Source organism: Pseudomonas sp. B3(2017) (genome assembly GCF_002113595.1).
Taxonomy (GTDB): Bacteria; Pseudomonadota; Gammaproteobacteria; order Pseudomonadales; family Pseudomonadaceae; genus Aquipseudomonas; species Aquipseudomonas ekonensis.
The window spans coordinates 1-24777 of the sequence record NZ_NEIU01000006.1; the positions used below are offsets into that span (position 1 = coordinate 1).

Sequence of the window (24777 nt, forward strand, 5' to 3'; positions counted from 1 at the left end):
CCTGATCCCATCCCGAACTCAGAAGTGAAACGATGCATCGCCGATGGTAGTGTGGGGTTTCCCCATGTGAGAGTAGGTCATCGTCAAGATTAAATTCCGGAACCCCAACTGCGAAAGCGGTTGGGGTTTTGTTTTGCCCGCAGGAAAGTTCGTACAGCACACCCAGCCTCCGTCCGGCTGTCACAATCAGTCGACAGTGCTAATGTTCTGCCCTGGTTTTGTTCTTCTCCAAGGAATCCTCCATGCCGGACGCCCAGTCCCTCAACCCTGCATTCATGGTTGTTCAGAGCAACAGCCTGGACGAGCTGCGCAGTCTGGTGGTGAGCGTCATGCGGCGTTATCCGCTGGCACCCCTGGAGAATGAGATCGCTTTGGTGCAAAGCAACGGCATCGCCCAGTGGCTGAAGCTGGCACTGGCCGAGGAGCCCGGCGAGGATGACTCGGGCGGTTGCGGCATCGCCGCCGCCATCGACGTACAATTGCCGGGCAGCTTCATGTGGCAGCTCTACCGTACGGTGCTGGGGCGGGACGAGATTCCGGCAAAGTCCTTGCTCGACAAAGCCCCGCTGACATGGCGGTTGATGCGTCTGCTGCCGCAGGTCATCGAGCGACCGCACTTCGAGCCGCTTCAGCGATTCCTCACCCGTGACACCGACTTGCGTAAGCGCTATCAGCTTTCCGAGCGCCTCGCCGATCTCTTCGACCAATACCAGGTGTACCGTGCCGACTGGCTCGAGGACTGGGCCGAGGGCCGTCATCAACTGCGCAGCGTCAGAGGCGAGATCAAACCGCTGCCGCCGGCCAGTTGCTGGCAAGCCGAGCTTTGGCGTGCGTTGCTCGACGACGTAGGTGCAGAGGGCATGGCCCAGAGTCGGGCGGGGGTTCATCAACGGTTCATCGAGCGCATCAACAACCTTGAGAGCGCGCCTGCCGCCATACCTCCCCGGGTCATCGTCTTCGGGATCTCTTCGCTGCCCGCCCAGGTTCTGGAGGCGCTGGCAGGGCTGGCCCGTTTCAGTCAGGTGCTGCTGTGTGTCCACAACCCGTGCCGGCACCACTGGGCCGACATCGTCGCCGACAAGGACCTGCTGCGGCACCAGTACAAGCGTCAGACACGCAAGACCGGCATGCCCGTGGTCCTTGATCCGGATTCCCTGCATCAGCATGCCCATCCGCTGCTGGCCGCCTGGGGCAAGCAAGGGCGCGACTACATCAACCTGCTCGACAGCTATGATGAGCCCGACAGCTACCGTGCGGCCTTTCGGGATGGGCGCATCGACCTGTTCAGCGAAACGCAGCCCCATACGCTGCTAAATCAATTGCAGGACGACATCCTCGAGTTGCGCCCCCTCAATGAGACGCGTGAGCGTTGGCCCGCCGTTGTTCCGGAGCAGGACGAGTCCATCCGTTTTCACGTCGCCCATAGTGCCCAGCGTGAGGTGGAGATTCTCCACGACCAGTTGCTGGCCCGCTTCAGTGCCGACCCCGGTTTGCGTCCCCGCGACGTGATCGTGATGGTGCCTGACGTCGACAGCTATGCGCCCCACATCCGGGCGGTGTTCGGCCAACTCGACCGCCGCGACCCGCGTTTCATTCCTTTCACATTGACGGACCAGGGCCAGCGCGGACGCGAGCCGCTGCTGATCGCGGTCGAGCATCTGCTCAAGCTGCCGGACAGCCGCTTCCCGGTCAGCGAGATCCTGGATCTGCTGGATGTGCCGGCCTTGCGCTTGCGTTTCGGGGTGCACGAGCGTGATCTGCCCACCTTGCACCGCTGGATCGAAGGTGCCGGAGTACGTTGGGGCCTGAACGCCCGGCAGCGTGCCGGACTGGGCCTTCCGGGCGAACTCGAGCAAAACAGTTGGAGCTTCGGTTTGCGCCGGATGCTGCTCGGTTACGCGGTCGGACATTCCGATGCCTACGAACAGATCGAGCCTTACGATGAGATCGGCGGCCTGGACGCTGCGCTGATCGGCCCCCTCGTCGCCCTGCTGGATGCATTGGAGCTTGCCCACCGGGAGCTCATGCAGCCAGCGCGACCTGAGGAGTGGGGGCGCCGGTTGCAGGCCTTGATGCAAGTGTTCTTCAAGGCCGGCGATGAACACGATGAGTACCTGATCACCCAGCTCGAGGATCTGCGGGAGACCTGGCTGGAAACCTGCGACGCTGTGAGGCTGGAGGACGAGCTGCCACTGACCGTCGTTCGGGAAGCCTGGCTGGCGGGGCTGGATCAGGGGCGTTTGTCCCAGCGCTTTCTCGCCGGTGCCGTGAACTTCTGCACACTGATGCCGATGCGCGCCATTCCTTTCAAGCTCGTTTGCCTGCTGGGCATGAACGACGGAGACTATCCGCGGGCGCAGCCTCCCCTGGATTTCGACCTGATGGGCAGCGACTACCGGCCGGGCGACCGTTCGCGACGCGAAGACGACCGCTACCTGTTGCTCGAGGCCCTGCTGTCCGCGCGTCATCAGCTCTACATCAGTTGGGTCGGACGCAGCATTCGCGACAACAGCGAACGTCCTCCTTCCGTTCTGATCGGTCAGTTGCGCGACCATATCGCCAGCGGCTGGCACCTGGGCGACACTGCCGAGAGCCTGGTGCACGTCCTCACCGAGGAACATCCTCTGCAGCCATTCAGTTCGCGCTACTTTCAGGAAGGGCGAGCGCTGTTCAGCTATGCCAGCGAATGGCGGACTCTGCATGAGCGCCAGGAACCCGGCGCCGTCACGCCGATGCTTGAGCCCCATGTGCCGGAGGAGCCCCTGAGCCCGGCGTTGCTGCAGGACTTTCTGCGCAATCCGGTTCGCCATTTCTTTACCCAAAGGCTCAAGGTCCATTTTGAATCTGCCCAGGCGCCACTGGCGGACGAAGAACCTTTCGTGCTGGACGCCTTGCAACGCTACACCCTGAGCGACAACCTGCTGGAAGCCGCACTGGGGCACCCGGACGACGCGGCAACGGCGCTGGAGACGCAGGCCCGTCGTCTGCAGAACAGCGGGTTGTTGCCGATGGCCGGGTTCGGCGAGTGCCTGCAGCGGGAGTTGATCGAGCCGCTGCCGAACCTGCTGCAACGCTATGGGCAGTTGCTGGCCTTGTGGCCGACGCCGCTGACGGGCGCCATTCCGGTCAGTCTCGAATGGCAGGCGCTGCGCCTTGAGGGATGGCTTGGCGGACTGCATCAGCGGGCGGACGGCGGGCTTCTGTCCGTCACCACCATCCCCAACGGCATCGGATCGGTCAGGAACCGCAAATGGCATCGTCTGACCAAACCGTGGGTCAATCATGTGTTGGCCTGTGCCAACGGCGTGTCCTTGACGACCGCACTGGTGGCCAGCGATGACTCGCTGCTGCTCGATCCCATCGCTTCGGACAGCGCCTGGCGGATCCTTGAGGACATGCTGCTTGCCTGGCAGACGGGGATGCGTCAGCCGCTGCCCGTCGCCGTGAAGACTGCTTTCGCGTGGCTGACCCAGAGCGATCCGCTCAAGGCCGAAGCCGCTGCCCGAAAGGCCTATGAAGGGGACGGCCTGACCAGCGAGGGCGAGCGGGGCGAAAGCCCGGCCCTCGTCCGTCAGTTCGCTGACTTCGATGCGTTGGCGGCCGACGAAACCTTTCCGGATTGGTGCGGTGCCTTGTATCGCCCATTGCTTGAGGCCGGTTGGCGTTCGTTGAGCGAAGAGGGGAACCGTCCATGACCGCAAAGACGCCTCTGGCCCTGACCTTTCCGTTGCATGGCAGCCAGCTGATCGAAGCCAGTGCCGGCACCGGCAAGACCTTCACCATCTCTGCGCTTTACCTGCGGCTGATCCTCGGCCATGGGGGCGAGCAGTCAGGCTTCGGCCGTGAGCTGCTGCCGCCGCAGATTCTCGTGGTGACCTTCACCGATGCCGCCACCAAAGAGTTGCGTGAGCGGATCCGCACCCGCCTGGCCGATGCCGCGCGCTTCTTCCGCGACGAGACGCCGGCGCCGGACGCCTTGATCGAAGCCCTGCGCGAACAGTTCGATCCGCAGCGCTGGCCTGGCTGCGCCAGTCGCCTGGACGTCGCCGCGCAGTGGATGGACGAGGCCGCCGTGTCGACCATCCACGGTTGGTGCCAGCGCATGCTGCGCGAGCATGCCTTCGACAGCGGGAGCTTGTTCACCCAGACGCTGGAGACCGACCACACAGAGCTGCTCGCCGAGGTGCTGCGCGATTACTGGCGTCTGTTCTGCTATCCGATGCAAGGCGATGCCCTGAACTGGGTGCGCAGCAACTGGGGCGGGCCTGCGGCCTTGCTGCCGCGGATACGGGGCCTGCTGTCCAGCGTCCGTGAAAGCGACGAGAGCAAGACGCCTGCCGAACTGATCGAAGAATGCCTGCAGCAACGGCGAGCGGCGATGCTTGAGCTGAAAACGCCTTGGCGGCGTTGGGCCCCCGAGCTGCTTGCGATCTGCCACCAGGGCGTTGCGGGCAAAGCGGTCGACGGCCGCAAGATGCAGGCCCGCTACTTCGAACCGTGGTTCGAGAAGCTCACGGCGTGGGCCGAAGACGAGGCGCTCGAACAACTCGACATCGGCACAGGGTTCACCCGTCTCACCCCCGATGGCATGGCCGAGGCCTGGAAAGGCGTACCTCCAAGCCATCCTGGGCTGGAGGCCATGTTGACGCTCAAGGCGAGCCTCGACGCGTTGCCCACGCCTGATGCCGCCGTGCTGGTGCATGCCGCCGGATGGGTCGGTGCCCGCTTCGAGGCCGAGAAGCGCCGCCGGGCCGAGATGGGCTTCGACGACATGTTGCTGCGCTTGGACGCGGCACTGCGTGCCGACGGCGGAGAGCGCCTTGCCACGCTGATCCGTGAGCAGTTCCCGGTCGCCCTGATCGACGAGTTCCAGGACACCGACCCGGTGCAGTACCGGATCTTCGACAGCATCTACCGCATCGGGGACAACGATCCCGAGACCGGGCTGTTCATGATCGGCGACCCCAAGCAGGCGATCTATGCCTTCCGCGGCGCCGACATCCACACCTATCTGCGGGCCCGGCAGGCCACCGCCGGCCGGTGGCATACGCTGGACACCAACTTCCGCTCCAGCCACGGCATGGTCGATGCGGTGAACCATGTGTTCGACCATGCCGAATCCCGGGAGGGAGGGCGAGGCGCGTTTCTGTTCCGGGAGAAGGACGGTGACAACCCGGTGCCGTTCCAGTCCGTGAAGGCCCAGGGGCGAAAGGAGCGGCTGCAAGTGTCGGGGCAGGATGTCGCTGCGCTCAACCTCTGGCAGTTGTCCGTCGATCAGCCCTTGTCCGGTGCGGTCTATCGCCAGCAGTTCGCGGCGGCCTGCGCCAGTGAGATCGTGTTCCGACTCAATGGCGGGCAGACCGGGCAAGTGGGCTTCGCGCAAGAGGGCAAGGCATTCAGGGGGCTGAGGCCGGCGGACATCGCGATCCTGGTGCGCGACGGCAAGGAGGCCAAGGCGGTGCGCGACGAACTGGCGAAACGCGGCGTGCGCAGCGTTTACCTGTCGGACAAGGACTCGGTCTTCGCCGCCCAGGAGGCCCGTGACCTGCTCGGTTGGCTTAAGGCCTGCGCCGAACCGGACGTCGAACGCTCGCTCAAGGCGGCCTTGGCCTGCGTCACGCTGAACCTGCCGCTGCTGGAGCTGGAGCGCCTCAACCGTGACGAACGGGCCTGGGAAAACCGGGTGATGCAGTTTCGCGGATACCGTGAACTCTGGCGCAAGCAAGGCGTGCTGCCCATGCTGCGGCGACTGCTGCACGACTTCCGTCTGCCGCAGACATTGATGGCGCGCAGCGACGGGGAGCGGGTGCTGACCAACCTGCTGCATCTGTCGGAGCTGCTGCAGCAGGCCGCCGCCGAACTGGACGGCGAACAGGCGCTGATCCGGCACCTGGCCGAGCATCTGGTGTTGTCCGGGCAGGCGGGCGAGGAACAGATCCTGCGCCTGGAAAGCGATGAGCAACTGGTCAAGGTGGTGACCATCCACAAATCCAAGGGGCTCGAGTATCCGCTGGTCTTTCTGCCGTTCATCTGCTCGGCGAAACCGGTGGACGGCAGCCGTCTCCCGCTGCATTACCACGATGCACAGGGCGAGGCGCAGGTGAGCCTCAAACCCACGGCGGAGCTGGTCGCCCTGGCGGACGACGAACGTCTGGCGGAGGATCTGCGCCTGCTCTACGTTGCGCTGACCCGTGCGCAGCATGCTTGCTGGCTGGGGGTGACGGATCTCAAACGCGGCAACAGCAACGGTTCGGTGCTGCACCTGTCCGCATTGGGTTACCTGTTGGGCGGCGGTACGCCGTTGGCCGAGTCCGCAGGATTGACCCGGTGGCTGGAGGATCTGCGGCAAGGCAACTCCTCGCTCAGTCTCGAGGCGATGCCCCTGGCGACCGACGAGCATTACCAGCCTCCGGGCGACGACGCGACGCTGCGTCCGGTGCTGATGCCGGCACGCAGAGCCAGCGAGAACTGGTGGATCGCGTCCTACAGCGCCTTGCGCATCAGTGATGTGTTGAGCGACGGCCCGGAGGAAGCGCCCGAGAGTCCGCAGGCGCAGAAGCTGTTCGACGATGAGCGCCTCGACCCCGATGCGCCACAGGAGACCGTCGAAGGAGGCGCCGATATCCACCGTTTCCCCCGTGGCCCCAATCCGGGAACGTTCCTGCACGGCCTTCTGGAGTGGGCGGGCGAGGAAGGTTTTGCCGTGTCCGGCGACGCGCTGAAGGATGCGGTCGCAAGGCGTTGCAGCCGACGTGGCTGGGAGTCCTGGATCGTGACCTTGAGCGAATGGTTGCGGCACCTGCTCAAGTCGCCCCTGCCCGTTGGCGAACAGCCGCCGGTGGTGCTCGAAGGGTTGCGCCAGTACCGGGTGGAGATGGAGTTCTGGTTCGCCAGCCACAAGGTCGACGTGGCGAAGCTGGATGGCCTGGTGCGCCAGTTCACCCACCGTGGCGTGGCACGGGCCGCCGCCGAAGAGGTGCAGCTCAACGGTATGTTCAAGGGGTTCATCGACCTGACGTTCGAACACGATGGCCGTTACTACGTGGCGGACTACAAGTCCAACTGGCTCGGTGCCGACGACACCGCCTACACCGATCAGGCGATGGAGCAATCGATGCTCGACAACCGTTACGACCTGCAATATGTCCTGTACCTGTTGGCGCTTCACCGCCAGCTCAAGGCCCGTCTGGCGGATTACGACTACGACCGGCATGTCGGCGGTGCGCTGTACCTGTTTCTGCGCGGCAGCCGGGCGAACAGCCGGGGCGCATACTTCACTCGGCCGCCGCGGGAGCTGATCGAACGCCTCGACCGGATGTTCCAGGGCAAACCGGAACCCAGAAGCGAACCGGCCTGGGAACAGGGAGTCTTGCTATGAGCCGCACGTTCGCCGATCTGCTGCCCACACCGCTCGCCGCCGACAGCCTGGCCGGCCTGGCACCGTTGACCTGTGCCGATGACTTGCTGATCCTGCTGACCCGTTGGGTCGAGCGCGGCTGGCTTCGTGCACTGGACAAGGCATTTGTGGCGTTCCTTCACGAGCTGGCGCCCGAGGGGGATCCGTTGGTGCTGCTTGCCGCGGCGCTCACCAGTCACCAGCTCGGCCACGGGCATGTGTGCCTGGACGTGTTCGAAACCCTCAAGGCGCCGGACTTCGCCCTGTCGCTGCCGCCCGAAGGCGATGTGCAGACGGGCGCGCGGCTGTTGCCGTCGCAGTTGCTCGCCACGGTCGAGGGGCCCCACTGGTGCAAGGTGCTGGCCGGCAGCCCGTTGGTGGCGTTGGCGGCCGATACGGGCGTAGCGGCGTTGCAGCGTCCGTTGGTGCTGTCCGGCAAGCGTCTGTACCTGCGGCGTTACTGGTCCTACGAGCGGCGCATCGATGTCGCGTTGCGCCTGCGTCTCGCGCAGCCCGAAACGACCCCGGACGACCTGCCGCAGCAGCTCGATGGATTGTTCGGCGCGGCGAAGGGATCCGCCGTGGTCGACTGGCAGAAACTGGCGTGTGCCTTGGCGGTCCGGGGCGCCTTCAGCATCGTCACCGGAGGGCCCGGCACCGGCAAGACCACGACGGTCGTGCGTCTGTTGGCCTTGCTCCAGGCGCCGGCGGTGACGGCCGGTCAGCCGTTGCGGATCCGTCTGGCCGCGCCCACCGGCAAAGCGGCCGCGCGCTTGACCGAGTCCATCAGCCAGCAGGTGCAATCGCTGAAAGTCCCGGAAGCGGTCCGGGACAAGATCCCCACGGAGGTGACCACGGTTCACCGTTTGCTCGGCAGCCGGCCCGGCACCCGGCACTTCCGTCACCATGCAGGCAACCGCTTGCCGCTGGATGTGCTGGTGGTCGACGAGGCGTCGATGATCGATCTGGAGATGATGGCCAACCTGCTCGATGCCTTGCCGCCCCAGGCTCGGCTGGTGTTGCTGGGGGATAAGGATCAGCTGGCCTCCGTCGAGGCCGGGGCTGTGCTGGGGGATCTGTGCCGCGATGCCGAGAACGGATGGTACAGCCCCGAGACCCGGTGCTGGCTGGAGTCGGTCAGCGGCGAGTCCCTGCAGGACAGCGGCCTTCAGGAGGACACCCAAGGGGTGTATCCGCTGGCCCAGCAGGTGGTGATGCTGCGTCACTCGCGGCGTTTCGGCGAAGGCAGCGGCATCGGCCAGCTCGCACGGTGCGTCAATCAGCAAATGCCGGAAGAGGCTCGACGGGTGCTCGCTGCCGGCAACAATAGCGATGTGTTCGCCTTGCAGCTCAAGAACGAGCAACACCATCAACTGGAACGCCTGGTGCTCGACGGGCGAGGTGAGGGCCCCCAGGGCTATCGCCATTATCTGAACGTATTGCGCGATCGGCGTCCGGCTGCGGGGACGCCCCTGGAGCAGCCGGCATGGGCCGACTGGGCGCGCGAAGTCCTGCAGGCGTTCGACACCTTCCAGCTGCTGTGCGCCGTGCGCAAGGGGCCTTGGGGCGTCGAGGGCTTGAACCTGCGCATCGCCGAGGCCTTGCTCAAGGCGCGCCTGATCCCAAGCGACCAGCAGTGGTACGAGGGGCGCCCGGTGCTGATGACCCGCAACGATTACGGGCTGGGCCTGATGAACGGCGACATCGGCATCGCGTTGTCGTTGCCCGGGCAGGACGGCGACGACGCGGGCAAGCCGCTGCTGCGGGTGGCGTTCCCGCGCAATGACGGGCGCGGCGGCGTGCGGTTCGTGTTGCCGAGCCGGCTCAACGACGTCGAGACCGTTTACGCGATGACCGTGCACAAGTCCCAAGGCTCGGAGTTCGCCCACACGGCCCTTATCCTGCCGGATGCCTTGAATCCGGTGCTGACCAAGGAGCTGATCTACACCGGCATCACCCGGGCCAAGCATTGGTTCACCCTGATAGAACCTCAAGAGGGCGTGTTCGAGGAGGCCGTGCAACGCAAGGTCAAGCGACTGAGCGGGCTGATGCTGGAACTGGAGGAGGGGATCGGGCACAGCGCGTGAAGACAGCGGCGTTTGGCTGCGCGAACTGACCGACCGGTCAGGGGGCTGGCGTCTCGCTGGTGTACCTGCGCTGTGCTATCGTTGCGGCATCATTTTGTGACGATCCAAGAGAATCCCTGCATGAAGCTGGCTGTCTGGGCCACAGAGCGCGTGGTTGGCTGCAAGCAAGCGTTGCTTGTGGGCCTGCTCTGTTTGCTGACGGGCATGGCGGTCGCCCAACCGCAGTCTCCGGCGGGCATGGCCGAGCAACGGGCCAAGTCGGTCACTCAGGTGGTCCTGGGCATCCTCAGCTATGCGCGCTGGCCGGTCGAGCCGGCGCAATTGCGTCTGTGCATCGTCGGTCCCACCGAATACACCGATGACCTGGTCAAAGGCACCACGCAGGCCACGGGACGTCCGGTGGTCGTGCGCCGGCTGCTGGCCGACAGCCCGGCCATCGCCGGCGAGTGCGATGCGGTGTACATCGGCAAACTCACGGCAGAAGAACGCAGTCGCCTGTTCGCCTCCTTGACCGGCCATCCGGTGCTGAGCATCAGCGAGGGCGGCGACCAGTGCACGGTCGGCAGTCTGTTCTGCCTGCGGGTCGGCGACGAGCAGGTGTCCTTCGAGGTCAACCTCGATTCCGTGGCCCGCAGCGGCGTGCGCATCCATCCGAGCGTGCTGCAACTGTCTCGACGCAAGTCGGCGGTGCCATGAAGCGCAAACGATCCATGGGGCGTCCGGCCCTCGGCGCGGTGATCGGCCGTGGTCATCTGATCGTCGCGCTGGTCGCGGTGGCGATGGCCAGCGTTTCCCTGACCCTGTTGGGCGTGCTGGCGCTGCGGGTCTACGCCGACCATAACCTGCACTTGATCGCCCGTTCGATCAGCTACACCGTGGAAGCCGCTGTGGTGTTCGACGACAAGGCGGCCGCCACGGAGGCGCTGGCGCTGATCGCCTCGACCGAAGAGGTGGCGGATGCTCAGGTGATCGACGAGGAAGGCCAGTTGCTCGCCCGCTGGCAGCGCCCGGAAAACGGCTTGATCTCCGAACTGGAAATGCAACTCGCCCGCACCATCCTGGAAAAGCCCATCAACTTGCCGATCCTGCATCAGAACCGCGAGATCGGCCGCATTCTGCTCACCGGCCACGGCGGCAACCTGATGCGCTTTTTGCTGAGCGGCCTGGCGGGCATCATCCTGTGCACGGCGATCAGCGCCTGGGTCGCGCTCTACCTGGCCCGCCGCCAGTTGCGCGGGATCATCGGCCCGCTGCACAGCCTCGCCGCCGTCGCCCACGCCGCCCGCAGCGAGCGGGCACTGGACCGGCGCGTGCCGCCGGCGCGGATCGCCGAGCTCGACAATCTGGGCAACGACTTCAATGCCCTGCTCGATGAGCTGGAGTCGTGGCAGACGCACCTGCAGAGCGAGAACGAGACCCTCGCCCACCAGGCCAGCCACGACAGCCTCACCGGATTGCCCAACCGCGCCTTTTTCGAAGGCCGCCTGATCCGCGCCCTGCGCAGCGCCAACAAGCTTCATGAGCGGGTGGCGGTGCTGTTTCTCGACAGCGACCGGTTCAAGAGCATCAACGACAACTTCGGCCACGCGGCCGGCGATGCGGTGCTGGTGGCGGTGGCCAACCGGGTGCGGGCGCAGTTGCGCGAAGAGGATCTGGTGGCGCGCCTGGGCGGCGACGAGTTCGCTGTCCTGCTCACGCCCCTGCACAAGACCGAAGACGCCGAGCGCATCGCCGACAAGATCCTCGCCAGCATGGACATGCCCATCGCCTTGCCGGGCGACACCAGCGTCGTGACGTCGCTCAGCATCGGCATCGCGGTCTACCCCGATCATGGCGCCACCCCCGGCGCGCTGCTCGATGCCGCCGACGGGGCGATGTACCAGGCCAAGCGCCTGTCCCGCGGCGCCCAGTTCACCGCCGGGTCGGAGGATCCGGTCGTCAATCTTCAAACCAGGAGCTGAATCCCGTGTTCTCACTTCCCCTGCGATTGTTTGCCAGTTTGCTGCTGATGGCCGTTCTGGCCCTGACCGGTTGCCAGTCCGTTCCGCCCAAAGGCCTGACCCCGGAGCAGATCGCCGTGCTCAAGCAGCAAGGCTTCGAACTGACCGACGACGGCTGGGAGTTCGGCCTGTCGGGCAAGGTGCTGTTCGGTAGCGATGACGACAGCCTGAACCGGCAAAGCACCGAGATCGTCGAGCGCATCGGCAAGGCACTGACCGGCGTCGGCATCGAGCGGGTGCGGGTGGACGGCCATACCGACGCCTCGGGCAAGGAGGGCTACAACCAGCAACTCTCACTGCGCCGCGCCAAAAGCGTCAGCACAGTCCTGAAAACCGTCGGCATGAAAGAAGAGAACATCCAGCTGCGCGGGCTGGGCAGCAGCGAACCGGTGGCGTCCAACGCCACCGCCACCGGCCGCAACGAAAACCGCCGGGTGTCGATCGTGGTCAGTGCCGACTAATCGGCAAAGCGCATCTCGCGGCTTTCCCCCATCAACAGCGCCTGGTTGCGCTCCGTCACTTCGCGGATGTAATCCCACAACAGGGTGATCCGCTTCAACTTGCGAAGATCCTCCCGGCAGTACATCCAGAACTGCCGGGTGATGTCGATTTCCTCCGGCAGCACCGGCAAAAGGCGCGGATCCTGTGCGGCGAGGAAGCACGGCAGGATCGCCAGCGAGCGCCCTTGCTGCGCCGCCACGAACTGGGCGATCACGCTGGTGCTGCGCAGGTGCGCGTTGGCGCCGGGTAGCACGTTGGCCAGGTAGAGCAGCTCGGAGCTGAACGCCAGGTCGTCCACATAACTGATGAACCGGTGTTGGCTCAGGTCCGCGGGGCGGCGGATCGGCGGGTGCTGGTCGAGGTATTCCTGGGTCGCGTACAGCTGCAGGCGGTAGTCGCAGAGCTTGCAGCACACGTAAGGCCCGTGCTCCGGCCGCTCCAGGGCGATGACGATGTCCGCCTCGCGCTTGGACAGGCTGATGAAGTGCGGCAGCGGCAGGATGTCCACCGAGATCGCCGGATAGTCATCGACGAAACGGCTCAACTGCGGGGTGATGAAAAAACTGCCGAAGCCTTCGGTGCAGCCCATGCGCACATGGCCGGACAGCGCGACGCCGGAGCCGGACACCTGCTCGCAGGCCATGTGCAGCGTGCTTTCGATCGATTCGGCGTAGCTGAGCAGGCGCTGGCCTTCGGCGGTCAGCACGAAGCCGTTGGTGCGCGACTTCTCGAACAGCAAGGTGCCCAGCGCCGCCTCCAGCGAACCGATGCGCCGCGACACGGTGGTGTAGTCCACCGCCAGGCGCTTGGCTGCCGTGCTGGCCTTGCGGGTGCGGGCGACTTCGAGGAAGAACTTGAGGTCGTCCCAGTTCAGCGACCCCAGCGAGGTGATGTTTTTTTGCATGATGGACGGGCTTATATGTGCGTTCTTATTAGAAGTTTGCACATCTATACTCCAAAAACGGTCCGACAACCAATGTGCGGCACACGCCTCCTTCCAAGGCGCACCTTTCGCCTTGGCTCCCACGATAAAAACAAGTTCCGGAGACCAGCATGAACGCATCGCTCACGCCCAACGACACCACGGTCCAGAAGGTCAAGCTGCTGATCGACGGTGAATGGGTCGAATCGCAGACCACCGAGTGGCACGACATCGTCAACCCGGCGACCCAGCAAGTCCTGGCCCGGGTGCCGTTTGCCACCGCCGCCGAAGTCGATGCCGCGGTCAGCGCCGCCCAGCGCGCCTTCCAGACCTGGAAACTGACCCCGATCGGCGCGCGCATGCGCATCATGCTCAAGCTGCAGGCCCTGATCCGCGAGCACTCCAAGCGCATCGCCGTGGTGCTCAGCGCCGAGCAGGGCAAGACCATCGCCGACGCCGAGGGCGACATTTTCCGTGGCCTGGAAGTGGTCGAGCACGCCTGCTCCATCGGCTCCCTGCAAATGGGCGAGTTCGCCGAGAACGTCGCCGGCGGCGTCGACACCTACACCCTGCGCCAGCCGATCGGCGTCTGCGCAGGCATCACCCCGTTCAACTTCCCGGCGATGATTCCGCTGTGGATGTTCCCGATGGCCATCGCCTGCGGCAACACCTTCGTGCTCAAGCCGTCCGAGCAGGATCCGCTGTCGACGATGCTGCTGGTGGAACTGGCCATCGAGGCCGGCATCCCGGCCGGCGTGCTCAACGTGGTGCATGGCGGCAAGGACGTGGTGGACGGCCTGTGCACCCACAAGGACATCAAGGCGGTCTCCTTCGTCGGTTCCACCGCCGTGGGCACCCACGTCTATGACTTGGCCGGCAAGCACGGCAAGCGCGTGCAATCGATGATGGGCGCCAAGAACCACGCCGTGGTGCTGCCGGACGCCAACCGCGAGCAGGCGCTCAATGCGCTGGTCGGCGCCGGTTTCGGCGCGGCCGGGCAACGCTGCATGGCCACCTCGGTGGTGGTGCTGGTGGGCGCGGCCAAGCAATGGCTGCCCGACCTGAAGGCGCTGGCGCAGAAGCTCAAGGTCAACGCCGGCAGCGAGCCGGGCACCGATGTGGGACCGGTGATCTCGAAGAAGGCCAAGGCGAGGATCCTCGACCTGATCGAAAGCGGCGTCAAGGAAGGCGCCAAGCTCGAACTGGACGGCCGCGGCATCAGCGTGCCGGGTTACGAGAACGGCAACTTCGTCGGCCCGACCCTGTTCTCCGGGGTGACCACCGACATGCAGATCTACACCCAGGAAATCTTCGGCCCGGTGCTGGTGGTGCTGGAAGTTGACACCCTTGACCAGGCCATCGCGCTGGTCAACGCCAACCCGTTCGGCAACGGCACCGGCCTGTTCACCCAGAGCGGCGCGGCGGCGCGCAAGTTCCAGGCGGAGATCGACGTCGGCCAGGTCGGCATCAACATCCCGATCCCGGTGCCGGTGCCGTTCTTCAGCTTCACCGGTTCGCGCGGCTCGAAGCTCGGCGACCTCGGCCCGTACGGCAAGCAAGTGGTGCAGTTCTACACCCAGACCAAGACCGTGACCGCGCGCTGGTTCGACGACGACAGCGTCAACGACGGCCCGAACACCACCATCAACCTGCGCTGAGGAACCGGCCATGAAAATCGCATTCATCGGGCTGGGCAACATGGGCGCGCCGATGGCGCGCAACCTGATCAAGGCCGGCCACTCGCTGAACCTGGTGGACCTGAACAAGACCGTGCTGGCGGAACTGGAGCAACTGGGCGGCACCATCCGCCCGACCGCGAAGGACGCGGCCAAGGACGCTGAGCTGGTGATTACCATGCTGCCGGCCGCCGTGCATGTGCGCGGCGTCTGGTTGGGCGAGGACGGCGTGCTGGCCGGCATCGGCAAAGGCGTGCCGGCGGTCGATTGCAGCACCATCGATCCGCAGACCGCCCGCGATGTGGCCGCTGCGGCCGCCAAGCAAGGCGTGGCCATGGCGGACGCGCCGGTCTCCGGCGGCACCGGCGGCGCGGCGGCCGGTACGCTGACCTTCATGGTCGGCGCCACGCCGGAGCTGTTCGCCACCCTGCAACCGGTGCTGGCGCAAATGGGCCGCAACATCGTGCATTGCGGTGAGGTCGGCACCGGCCAGATCGCCAAGATCTGCAACAACCTGCTGCTCGCCATTTCCATGGTCGGGGTCAGCGAGGCGATGGCATTGGGTGATGCGCTGGGCATCGACACCACTGTGCTGGCCGGGATCATCAACAGTTCCACCGGGCGCTGCTGGAGTTCGGAGATGTACAACCCGTGGCCGGGCATCGTCGAAACGGCGCCGGCCTCGCGCGGCTACACCGGCGGGTTCGGTGCGGAGCTGATGCTCAAGGACCTGGGCCTGGCCACCGAAGCGGCGCGGCAGGCGCACCAGCCGGTGATGCTCGGCGCGGTGGCGCAGCAGCTGTACCAGGCGATGAGCCAGCGCGGCGAGGGCGGCAAGGACTTCTCGGCGATCGTCAACAGCTACCGCAAGCCGCAGTAGTCGTCAGCCCCACGCCTCAAGTGCTGCAGATGCAGTGACAGTCAGAATGCAGTAGGTGTTGCCGGGAAACCGCGTCGGGCGGTCTCCCGGCTTTTTTGCGTCAGGCGAACACGAAATACTTGCGCACGGTCTCGACCACTTCCCACGTGCCCTTCATGCCCGGCTCGACCACGAAGATGTCGCCGGCGCGCAGATGGATCGGCGCCATGCCGTCCGGGGTGATGATGCAATAGCCTTCCTGGAAGTGGCAGTACTCCCATTTCACGTAATCCACCCGCCATTTGCCCGGCGTGCAGATCCAGGTGCCCATGATCTTGCTGCCGTCTTCGCTGGTGTAGGCGTTGAGGTTGACGGTGTGCGGATCGCCTTCGAGCTTCTCCCATTTGCAGGCGTCGAGAACCGGCAGCGGGTGGGTGTCGCGCAGAACGGTGATGGGGGCGGTGGCGGTCATGGGGACTCCGGCAATGGAATGGACGAAAGGAATCCGCACCCTATAGCGCGTGGTGTCTGTGCTGTTGTCTGCGCTCGACATCCAGTTGCCCATAAACGCAGTTGCGCCGCAGGCCCTGTTGTTCTTCCTGACGCCGGGCGTTGCGCGAAGGTCGAATTGATGTGGAGCAAAAGTTCTGAAGTTATAACTTATTTAATTGTCCGGTTTTGTTTCTTCATGCGTCTGGAGAGTGCCTGCTCAAGTTAGTGCTTTAGTTCGACCGGCAGCACCTGGCGAAGCAGCGCCGGCGCCATACCGTATACCGTCTCTGTTAAGTAAATGTGTCGTGTCTCCTGAGGTTTGCACCATTGGGGTGCGATGGGCAGGCTCTTTTGTATGTCCGTGCCAAGTGGTCGAAAAACTTCGGAAAGTCCGTTGACTCTCCCCTTAAGGTCAGAGTTTAGATTGCCGCCGCGTGAGAAGTTGTTGTGGGAAAAGTTACTTTTCACGGACGGAATCCATGAAGTAATCACGACATATACGGAGATAAAGATGAACAATCCATTGGACTTGGAAAACGTCATTGCCAGCACCCGCGAAATCCTTGCGCAACTGTTGGTGATGGGCGCCGATGAAATCGACGAGCACAGCAGCATCGTCGAAGACCTGGGCGCCGATTCTCTGGACATCGTCGACCTCAGCTTCCAGCTGGGTCGCCAGTACGGCTGCACCTTGCCCAAGACCAGCGTGCTGGATCACGCCGTTGCCGTGTGCGGTGACGCCAGCGAGTTCCTGGCCAACGGCCGCATCACCGAAAGCGGCAAGGCGTTGCTGGAGCAGAGCCTGAGCGCCTATGCCCCGGACCAGCTCCACGCCGGCATGCAACCGGCCCAGGTGTTTGCCGCCACCACCGTGCGCAACTGGGCGCAGCAGTGCCGCAACCTCTTCAACTACCTGCCCAAGGCCTGCCCCGACTGCAATGCCCATCAAGCCGTGCTGAACGAGCGTCAGCAAGTGGTGTGCAGCGCTTGCAGCGCGCGCCTGACGCCGGCCGACGGCGATGAGGTGTCCCGCCAACTGGTCGAGCGCTTTGTGGCTTCCCACGTCAAAGAAGCGGTTTAGGAGTTCCCATGCGGGCACGAGAAGTCTGTGTGAGCGGGTACGGCCTGGCGGCGCCGATGGCGCTGGACGCCGCCACGTTGTTCGAGCGGATCAGCCGCAAGCGATCCTGTGTCCGCGAGCATCCATGGTTCAAGGCGCTGGGGTTTCGCAACAGTGCGGCCGGGTTCATCGATGACGAGCAGTGGCAGCGGATCACGGCGGGGTTCGGCGGCAACGCAGCGCAGCATCCGCGGCAAAGCGTGCTGGCCGACTATGTCGCCCGGCAGGCCTTGCAGCATGCGGGCCTGACGCCGGCGGATTTCGCCCGCAGCCGCAGCGGGCTGTTCCTGGGCGCCAACAAGTACTGTGCCGACAGCCATGACCTGCAATGGGTCGCCCGTTGCATGGACGAGGCGGGTCAGGTCGACCTGGACCGGCTGCTGGAGCGTCCGGCGACGTCGGGCACAGCGTTTGCCCGGCGGGTCGATCAGCAGACTCAGGATCTGGCCGACCGTCTGGGCATCCGCGATCACGTCTCGACCCACTCCGACGCCTGCGCCGCCGGCACCATGGCCATCGGCAGCGCGTTCCGGGCCATCGAGCGCGGCGAGATCGATCTGGCACTGTGCGGCGCTGTGGAGTTGATGGCCAACGAGTTGCCTTACTACATGTTCAACAGCCTTGGCGCGATCTGTCAGGCGGACTTGCCGGCCAGCGAGCAGAGCCGGCCGTTCATGCCCGACCGCAGCGGCTTCGTGCTCAGCGAAGGCGCGGCCCTGGTGGTGCTCGAATCCGCCGAGCATGCCCGCCGGCGCAAGGCCAAGGTGCTCGGTCGGGTGCTGGGCTACGCCAACGTGTGCGAGGCCCAGAAGATGACCTCCAGCAGCCGGGACGGCAGCAAATACGAGGAATGCATGGAAGCGGCAATCGAAGACGCCGGCCTGCTGAGCAGCGCCGTGCAGCACGTCAACACCCACGGCACGTCCACCCAGGCCAACGACAGTTGCGAGGCCCTGGCCCTGCAGCGCGTGTTCGGCGATGTCCAGGACCATGTGACCTACACCGCCAACAAGTCCGCCGTCGGCCATTCCCTGGCCGGCAGCGGCGCAATCGAGGCGGTGCTGTCGCTGATCAGCCTGCGTGACGGCGTGCTGTTGCCGACGCTGAACTATGAGCCCGAGCGTGCCGACTACCCGGCGCTGCGGTTCCTGGATGAACCGTTGCAGCAGTCGATCAGCGTGGTGATGTCCAATTCCTTCGGGTTCGGCGGCATCAACAGTTCGCTGCTGCTGGGGAGGGCGTGAGATGAACAGCGTCTTTATCCATGCGGCAGCCGTGCTGAACGCCGCCGGCAGCGAATGCGCCGATCTGTTGGGCGCGCCGACGTCGGCGCAACGGTTGGCCTTCGACGCCGAGCGTCGGGCGTTTGCGCTGGCGCCGCCGCGCCTGGCCGGCAACCTGTTCGACCGCAAGATCCAACGCAGCGTCGAGCCCCAGGGCCTGCGCCTGCTGCACTGCGCCGCCCGCCTGGCCCCGGCGCTTGCGGCCCTGAACCTGCCGCCGGAGCGCATCGCCCTGACGGCGGCGATTCCGGAGGTCGACGCGCCGAGCCCGTGCTGGGACGCGGTGCGGGCCATCGCTGAGCAACCGCAGAAAAAAGTCGCGCAACTGTTGGCCAATACGCCGCCGTTGCACGCGCTGACCTTGCTCAACAGCAGCGTGATGGCCTACGTCGCCGAAGCGCTGCAATGCCAAGGGCCGATGGGCGGTTTCTGTTCCGGCGACAACGCCGGACTCGATGCGCTGATCGAAGCCAGCCGCCAGATCGGCGAGCAGAACGCCGATGCGGCGTTGGTGGTCAGCAGCAGCCCGAACCTGACGCCGGCGCTGTACCTGCGCGAGGCGGATCCGTCGGGCGAGCCGGTCCACGGTGAAGGCGCCGCTGCCTTGCTGCTGTCCGCCAGCCCTCCCTCCGGTGCCGGGCAGGTGTTGCGCGTCGCCGGATTCGCCCGGGGCTACACCCGCGATCCGCAGCGGGCGCAAGCGGTCGGGCGGCGGGTCATCGAACAGGCGTTGAGCGAGGAAAGGCTGCGTCCCGGCGATGTCGGCCTGGTCGTGGGCAATGCCGGCGACCCGCACTGGCAGGCGCTGTTCGACGCGCCGCCGAGGGCGGTGCGCAGCATCCTGCCGATGACCGGCGACCTCGGCGCCAGCACGCTGCTGACCGAAGCGGCCCTGACCCTGCACCAAAGCCTGGAAGCGGTGGAGCCCGGCTACACGCTGCTGGTCAGCCACAGTCGCGGCGGCCATTGGGGCGCCTTGCTGCTGGCCTGTGAACCCATGGAGAAGTACGCATGAGCGCGACACGGATTGTGATTACCGGCATGGGGGCCGTGACCGGGTTCGGTTTCGAATGGCAGACCCTGTGGGAAAAGATGCTCGGCGGCGAACATTGCGTGCGCCCCTGGCAACCGGAAGACCTCGGCGAGGAACCGTTTCCGGTGCGCTACGCGGCCGCCGTCGACATGGCGCTGATGCCGCAGCGGCTGCAAGGCCATCCGGCCTGGGACATGCCGCTGGAGCGACGCAGTCGGTTCGGCTGGGTGGCCGCCACCCAGGCGGTGGCCGACAGTCGCCTGACGCCCGACCAACTGCGCGATGCGGCCGTGCTGTGCGCGTCCGGCGCGCCTCAGCACATGCTTGCCGACATGTTGCTGGCCCAGGCCCCGGACGGCCGCGAGGCGGACTGGTCGCACCTGATGAACCGTGCGGCGCAGGTGAGCGAAGAAGGTTCGCTGCGTCAGGGCAACGACCGCCTGGCTCGGGTGATCGCCGACGACCTGGGCTGCGAAGGCCCGGTGATCAACATCAGCAGCGCCTGCGCCGGCGCGGCCCAGGCCATCGGCAACGCGTTCCAGATGATCCGCCGCGGCGAGGTGAGCGTGGCGCTGGCCGGCGGCGCGGACTCGGTGCTCAATCTCGACACCATGGCCGCGCTGTACCTGCTCGGCGCCGCGTCGGGCGAGCAGCGTTGGGGCGCCGATCTGTGCCGTCCGTTCGACCGTGACCGCAGCGGCCTGATCGCCGGCGAGGGCGGCGGCTTCGTCGTGCTCGAAAGCCTTGAGCACGCCTTGGCGCGCGGGGCGACGCCTTATGCCGAGGTGCTCGGTTTCGGCAGCAGCCTGGACGCCTACAAGGTCACCGCGCCGCAACCGCAAGGCCGGGGTGCGGCGCTGGCCATGCAGGCGGCGCTGGACGACGCGGGACTGCGCGCCGCGCAGATCGACCTGATCAACGCCCACGGCACGTCCACGCCGCTCAATGACGTGGCCGAAACCCTGGCGATCAAAAGCGTGTTCGCCGAGCAGCGCCACTACCGTTCGCTGGCGGTGAGCGCCAACAAATCGCAGTTCGGCCACCTGATCGCGGCGGCCGGCGCGCCGGAATGCATTGTCACGGCCCTGGCCTGCCTGAACGATCTGGTCACGCCGACCGTGAACCTGCACCACGCCGATGAGCAGTGCGACCTCGACTATTGCCCCGGCGAAGCGGTCAGCCGCCGGGTGGATTTTGCGCTGAGCAATTCCTTCGGCTTCGGTGGCCTCAATACCTCGCTGGCGCTTGGCAAATACCGGGAGCAAGGACAATGAACATGGACTCTGTACAGGTTGCCATCGCCGGCAGCGGTTGCGTGCTGGCCAGCGGCCGGGGCCCGGAGCACCTGTGGTCGGCCGCCGTCGAGGGGCGCAGCGGCATCGTGCCGTTGAGCTCGCCCCTGTTTCGCAGCGAGCGGATCGCCGCGTTCGGCCATGTCAGCGAGCAGGCGCACCAGCGCAGCCGTCAGGATGTTCCGCAGAACCTTCAGCGCTACTGCCCGCCGGCGGTGATCTGGGGCGTCAGCAGCGTGCGCCAGGCGTTGGCCGAGGCGGGGCTTGAGCCGGGCGCCGACGGCCTGCGTTATGGACTCTATTGCTGCCAGGGCGGCTACACCCATCCGTCGGTGGCGTCCTACGGCGAACTGCTGGACGAGTGCCGCGACGCCTCCGGTGCCGACATGCAGCGCCTGGCGCAGCGGGTGCTGCAGGAGCGCGCGCTGGATCCGTTCCTGGTGCTCAAGAGCCTGAGCAACGGCTTGCTCGGCATCGTCAGCCTGGCGCTGAAGCTGGAGTGCGAGTGCAACGCCTACATGCAGGGCGTTGCCGGCAACCAGGCCGCTCTGCGCGAGGCGCGGGCGGCCCTGCAAAGCGGACGCATCGATGCCGCGATCGTGGTCGGTGCCGGCAGTGAACTCGACCCGCTGGCGCTGGCCGCCCTGGCCGAGGCCGGGGCCATCGGCACCGACGGGCCGGTGAGCCTGCGCGCGTTCGACCGTCAGGGCGGCGGCGGGATCGCCGGCGAAGGTGCCGCCGCGCTGATCCTGCGCCGTGCCGACGATCTGCCGCCGGGGCCGCAGGTCTGCCTGGCGGAGCTGGCCGCGCACCCGCGCCTGGAGTCGTTGAACCTGCCGGATCGGCAAGCGGATCTGCTGATCGGCAGCGCCAGCGGCGACCCGCAGCAGGACGCCGACCTGGCCCGCACGCTGGCCCGCACCGGCGCCGCGCACATCACCAGCGGCGTCGGGGTCACCGGCCTGCTCAGCGGTGCGCCGAGCCTGGTCGATCTGATCCTGGCCCGCCAGGCCCTGGTCGCCCAGTGCGTGCCGCCGGTCATCGGCCTGGAGCAGCCGGTGGATCCGCACATGCCGTTCGTGGCCGGCGGACACCGGGATGCGGTGCTGCACGACTGCTTGATCGTCAACCGCGACACCAACGGCTTCAGCGCCTGTTACCGACTCGATTTACGGGCGGCCGACTGACCGCCCGAACGCAATGCATCGCCTCTCGTTTTTTACCCAAGGGATATGACTGTCATGGATTACCGCGATTACGTACGTCCGAAATTCGTTGAACTGATGCAGGCCCTGGGCCTGGAGTGCCAGTTTCACCGGGCATTGGGCAGCAAGCTGTTCTACCGCGACCCGCAAGGCGCGGAAGTCACCGTCACCGATTTCCTCGGCGGCTACGGCGCCGCGCTGTACGGCCACAACGATCCGCAATTCGTCGATCAGCTCTGCGGCCTGTTGCGCGCCGACGTGCCGTTCAACGCACAGATGTCCGTGCGCGGCGCGGCGGGGCAGTTGGGCCGTGAGTTGAGCGAGGCGTTCAACCGCGAACTGAACAACACCGAGCGCTACATTTCGACCTTCTCCAACAGCGGCGCCGAGTCGGTGGAGATCGCGGTCAAGCACGCCGAGTACCGTCGCCAGAAAAACCTGCAGAAGGCGTTCGACGAGCGCGACTTCGCCCTGGCCGAACTGACCGCCAGCGACAAGGCCTATGTGGAGCTTGAGGTCGATGACCTGGACCTGCCGCCAGGCCTGCTGCCGGCCCACCTGACCACCGTGACCGTGCGTCAGGTGGTGGAGGCGGTGCGTCAGCACAACCTGGCGCAACTGCACGTCGAGCCGGTGTTCCTGGCCGTGCGCGGCAGTTTCCACGGCAAACTGGTGAACACCGTCCAGCTGACCTACGGTAAGCAGTACCGCAAGCCGTTCGCCCGGTTCGGCCTGAACGTGGAGTTCATCGATCCGCATCAGCCGCAGCAGCTTCAGGAACTGCCGGCCCGCCATCAGCGCCACTGGCTGAACCTTGAGTGGAGCGGCGAGACCTTGCAGGTGCGCCGCGACGCGTTCAGCGCGATCACTGCCGTGCTGCTGGAGCCGATCCAGGGCGAGGGCGGGATCAACGAGTTCGCCGGTGCGTTCTACCTGGGCCTGCGCAAACTGTGCAACGAGCAGCAGTGCCCGCTGATCATCGACGAAGTGCAGTCCGGTTTCGGCCGCACCGGCACCTTGCTCGGCGCCAGCCACTTCAACCTGCAGGGCGACTACTACTGCCTGTCGAAGGCCCTGGGCGGCGGCCTGATGAAAATCGCCGCGACCGTGATCCGCGCCAGCCACTACGAAGTCGATTTCAGCTACATCCACAGCTCGACCTTCGCCGAGGACGATGTCTCCTGCCACATCGCCCTGTCTGCCCTGCGCCGTCTGTTCGAGAACGACAGCGCGATGCTCAAGGACGTGGAGCGCAAGGGCGAATACCTCAAGTCTTCGCTGCTGGAGCTCAAGGCGGCGTACCCGGACGTGATCGCCGATGTGCGCGGGCGCGGCCTGCTGCTGGGCTTCGAGCTGCATGACCTGACCGGCAGCAGTTCGCTGGTGCAGGCCTCGGCGCAGTACAACGACGCGCTGGGCTACATCATCGCCGGCTACTTGCTGCAGTTCGAATCGCTGCGCGTGGCGCCGTCGGGCAGCAACGCCAACGTGATCCGCCTGGAGCCGCCCGTGTGCATCACCTTCGAGGAGATCGACGGCCTGATCGGTTCGCTGCAGAAAGTCTGCGACATGCTGCGCCGCCGCGACGCCTTCCCGCTGGCCGCCGGCGTGCTGGCCGGCACCGTCCCCGGCGTGCCGGCCCGGGACACCAGCTTCAAGGGGGACGAAAGCCTCCCAAAGCCTGACGCGAACGTCCGCGTGGTCGCGCGCGTGGCGTTCATCAACCACCTGATCGACGCCGACATGCTCAGCGATGTCGACCCGTCGCTGGCCACCCTCAGCCCCAAGCAGAAGCGCGAGTTCATCAAGCGCATGGCTCCGGAGCGCCGGGCGGCGCCCATCGGCCCGGTGCAGATCCGTTCGAAGCTCGGCACGGCGGTGGAGTTCACCCTGTATCCGCTGTGCATGCACTCCGACGCCATGGCGGAGTACATCGCCAACGGCGACCTGGAGACCATCCGCGACGAAATCGGCAACCGCATCCGCGATGCCCGCGCCGACGGCTACAGCGTGGCCGGGCTGGGCATGTACACCTCGATCGTCACCAACAACTGCCAGGCGCTGAAGATTCCCGACATGGCGCTGACCTCCGGCAACGCGCTGACCATCGGCATGGGCCTGGAAGCCATCGAACAGGGCTGCAAACAGCAGGGCCTGGAACTGGCCCGGCAGACCGCGGCGGTGGTCGGCGCCGCCGGCAACATCGCCTCGACCTATGCCTCGCTGCTGTCCGCCGGGGTCGAGCACCTGATCTTGATCGGCAGCGGCCGCGACGGCTCCTTGCGCCGTCTGGAGAAGACCGCGCAGCAGATCTACGCCGACGCCGCCCGGGCGATCCTCAAGGGTGTCGCCGCCGATGACCGCCTCGCCAGCCGCCTGCAAGGGCTCGACGGCATGGACGCCTTGCTGCAGGCCCACGGCGCCGGCGCCGACCTCGGTCAGCGCGTGGCGAAACTGGTCGAAGAACGTCTGGGCGCGAACGCGTTCATCACCGTCAGCAACGATCTGGAAGTGCTCAAGCAAGCGCGCATCGTGCTGTGCGCGGCGAACGCTCCGCAGCCGTTCCTCGATGCCCGGCATTTCGCCGAAAGCAGCGTGATCTGCGACATCGCCGTGCCGCTGAACGTGGACCAGAACCTCTCCAGCGAGCGTGCCGACGTGCTCTACATGCACGGCGGGATCGTGCAGACGCCGATGGGCGACGGGCTGGCGCCGAACGTGCGGGCCTACCTCAAGCAGGGGCAGCTGTATGCGTGCATGGCCGAATCGGTGTTGATGGGCCTGTCCGGAATGAAGCAGCACTACTCCTACGGCGACATCAGCCGCGAGCAGGTGCAGCAGATCCGTGCGCTGGCCGCGACCCACGGTTTCAGCCTCGCCCAATTCAAAACCGCCAACTCGCTTTAAGGAA

General features: G+C 65.9%; 16 protein-coding genes and 1 rRNA gene. 15 read left to right on the top strand and 2 right to left on the bottom strand.

Annotated elements, in window-relative coordinates; translation table 11 throughout:
* The 7 genes from rrf to CAG33_RS10530 form a co-directional block, all read left to right on the top strand.
* A 5S ribosomal RNA gene (gene rrf / locus CAG33_RS10500) occupies positions 1 to 89 on the top strand; the annotation flags it as partial.
* 153 nt (positions 90 to 242) lie between these two features.
* Positions 243 to 3695: an exodeoxyribonuclease V subunit gamma gene (gene recC / locus CAG33_RS10505; protein ID WP_085638287.1), complete on the top strand. Its 3453-nt coding sequence runs from the start codon at positions 243 to 245 to the stop codon at positions 3693 to 3695.
* Positions 3692 to 7378 (top strand): exodeoxyribonuclease V subunit beta, encoded by a 3687-nt coding sequence (gene recB / locus CAG33_RS10510; protein WP_085638291.1) that lies wholly within the window; start codon positions 3692 to 3694, stop codon positions 7376 to 7378. The genes recC and recB overlap by 4 nt, the downstream gene beginning before the upstream one ends.
* Positions 7375 to 9483: an exodeoxyribonuclease V subunit alpha gene (gene recD / locus CAG33_RS10515; protein ID WP_085578308.1), complete on the top strand. Its 2109-nt coding sequence runs from the start codon at positions 7375 to 7377 to the stop codon at positions 9481 to 9483. The genes recB and recD overlap by 4 nt, the downstream gene beginning before the upstream one ends.
* A 120-nt stretch (positions 9484 to 9603) precedes the next feature.
* Positions 9604 to 10179 carry a YfiR family protein gene (locus CAG33_RS10520; protein WP_085578310.1) on the top strand — a complete coding sequence of 192 codons (576 nt, stop codon included), beginning with the start codon at positions 9604 to 9606 and terminating at the stop codon, positions 10177 to 10179.
* Positions 10176 to 11444: a diguanylate cyclase domain-containing protein gene (locus CAG33_RS10525; RefSeq protein WP_085578312.1), complete on the top strand. Its 1269-nt coding sequence runs from the start codon at positions 10176 to 10178 to the stop codon at positions 11442 to 11444. Before CAG33_RS10520 ends, CAG33_RS10525 begins: the two co-directional genes overlap by 4 nt.
* A 47-nt stretch (positions 11445 to 11491) precedes the next feature.
* A complete protein-coding gene (locus tag CAG33_RS10530) occupies positions 11492 to 11944 on the top strand; it encodes an OmpA family protein (protein ID WP_170929987.1) in 453 nt (150 codons plus the stop codon).
* On the opposite strand, the gene CAG33_RS10535 is transcribed toward CAG33_RS10530, so the two are convergent.
* Positions 11941 to 12888, bottom strand: a complete 948-nt coding sequence (locus CAG33_RS10535; RefSeq protein WP_085578316.1) for a LysR family transcriptional regulator — start codon at positions 12886 to 12888, stop codon at positions 11941 to 11943. The two genes, CAG33_RS10530 and CAG33_RS10535, sit on opposite strands and share 4 nt — an antisense overlap.
* Positions 12889 to 13037: 149 nt before the next feature.
* Here CAG33_RS10535 and CAG33_RS10540 point away from each other — a divergent pair, with 149 nt between their 5' ends.
* A complete protein-coding gene (locus CAG33_RS10540) occupies positions 13038 to 14564 on the top strand; it encodes a CoA-acylating methylmalonate-semialdehyde dehydrogenase (RefSeq protein WP_085578318.1) in 1527 nt (508 codons plus the stop codon).
* Positions 14565 to 14574: 10 nt separating this feature from the next.
* Complete coding sequence (gene mmsB / locus CAG33_RS10545; RefSeq protein WP_085578320.1) at positions 14575 to 15462, top strand: 3-hydroxyisobutyrate dehydrogenase; 888 nt, start codon at positions 14575 to 14577, stop codon at positions 15460 to 15462.
* Positions 15463 to 15562: 100 nt separating this feature from the next.
* Here the strand turns inward: mmsB and CAG33_RS10550 are convergent, their stop codons facing one another.
* Complete coding sequence (locus tag CAG33_RS10550; protein ID WP_003221437.1) at positions 15563 to 15913, bottom strand: cupin domain-containing protein; 351 nt, start codon at positions 15911 to 15913, stop codon at positions 15563 to 15565.
* 531 nt (positions 15914 to 16444) lie between these two features.
* Here CAG33_RS10550 and CAG33_RS10555 point away from each other — a divergent pair.
* Genes CAG33_RS10555 through CAG33_RS10580 form a run of 6 tightly spaced genes read left to right on the top strand, consistent with a single transcriptional unit; the run spans position 16445 to position 24773 of the window.
* A complete protein-coding gene (locus CAG33_RS10555; RefSeq protein WP_085638295.1) occupies positions 16445 to 17014 on the top strand; it encodes an acyl carrier protein in 570 nt (189 codons plus the stop codon).
* An 8-nt stretch (positions 17015 to 17022) separates the two neighbouring features.
* Positions 17023 to 18297 (top strand): beta-ketoacyl-[acyl-carrier-protein] synthase family protein, encoded by a 1275-nt coding sequence (locus tag CAG33_RS10560; protein ID WP_085638298.1) that lies wholly within the window; start codon positions 17023 to 17025, stop codon positions 18295 to 18297.
* A 1-nt stretch (position 18298) separates the two neighbouring features.
* Positions 18299 to 19351: a beta-ketoacyl synthase gene (locus CAG33_RS10565; RefSeq protein WP_085638301.1), complete on the top strand. Its 1053-nt coding sequence runs from the start codon at positions 18299 to 18301 to the stop codon at positions 19349 to 19351.
* Entirely contained in the window at positions 19348 to 20643 is a 1296-nt protein-coding gene (locus CAG33_RS10570) for a beta-ketoacyl-[acyl-carrier-protein] synthase family protein (RefSeq protein ID WP_085638304.1), read from the top strand. Before CAG33_RS10565 ends, CAG33_RS10570 begins: the two co-directional genes overlap by 4 nt.
* 2 nt (positions 20644 to 20645) lie before the next feature.
* Positions 20646 to 21848 (top strand): beta-ketoacyl synthase N-terminal-like domain-containing protein, encoded by a 1203-nt coding sequence (locus CAG33_RS10575; protein ID WP_371857678.1) that lies wholly within the window; start codon positions 20646 to 20648, stop codon positions 21846 to 21848.
* A gap of 54 nt (positions 21849 to 21902) precedes the next feature.
* Positions 21903 to 24773, top strand: coding sequence for an aminotransferase class III-fold pyridoxal phosphate-dependent enzyme (locus CAG33_RS10580; protein ID WP_085578333.1), 2871 nt, complete (start codon positions 21903 to 21905; stop codon positions 24771 to 24773).
* The last annotated feature ends 4 nt before the right edge of the window (positions 24774 to 24777 follow it).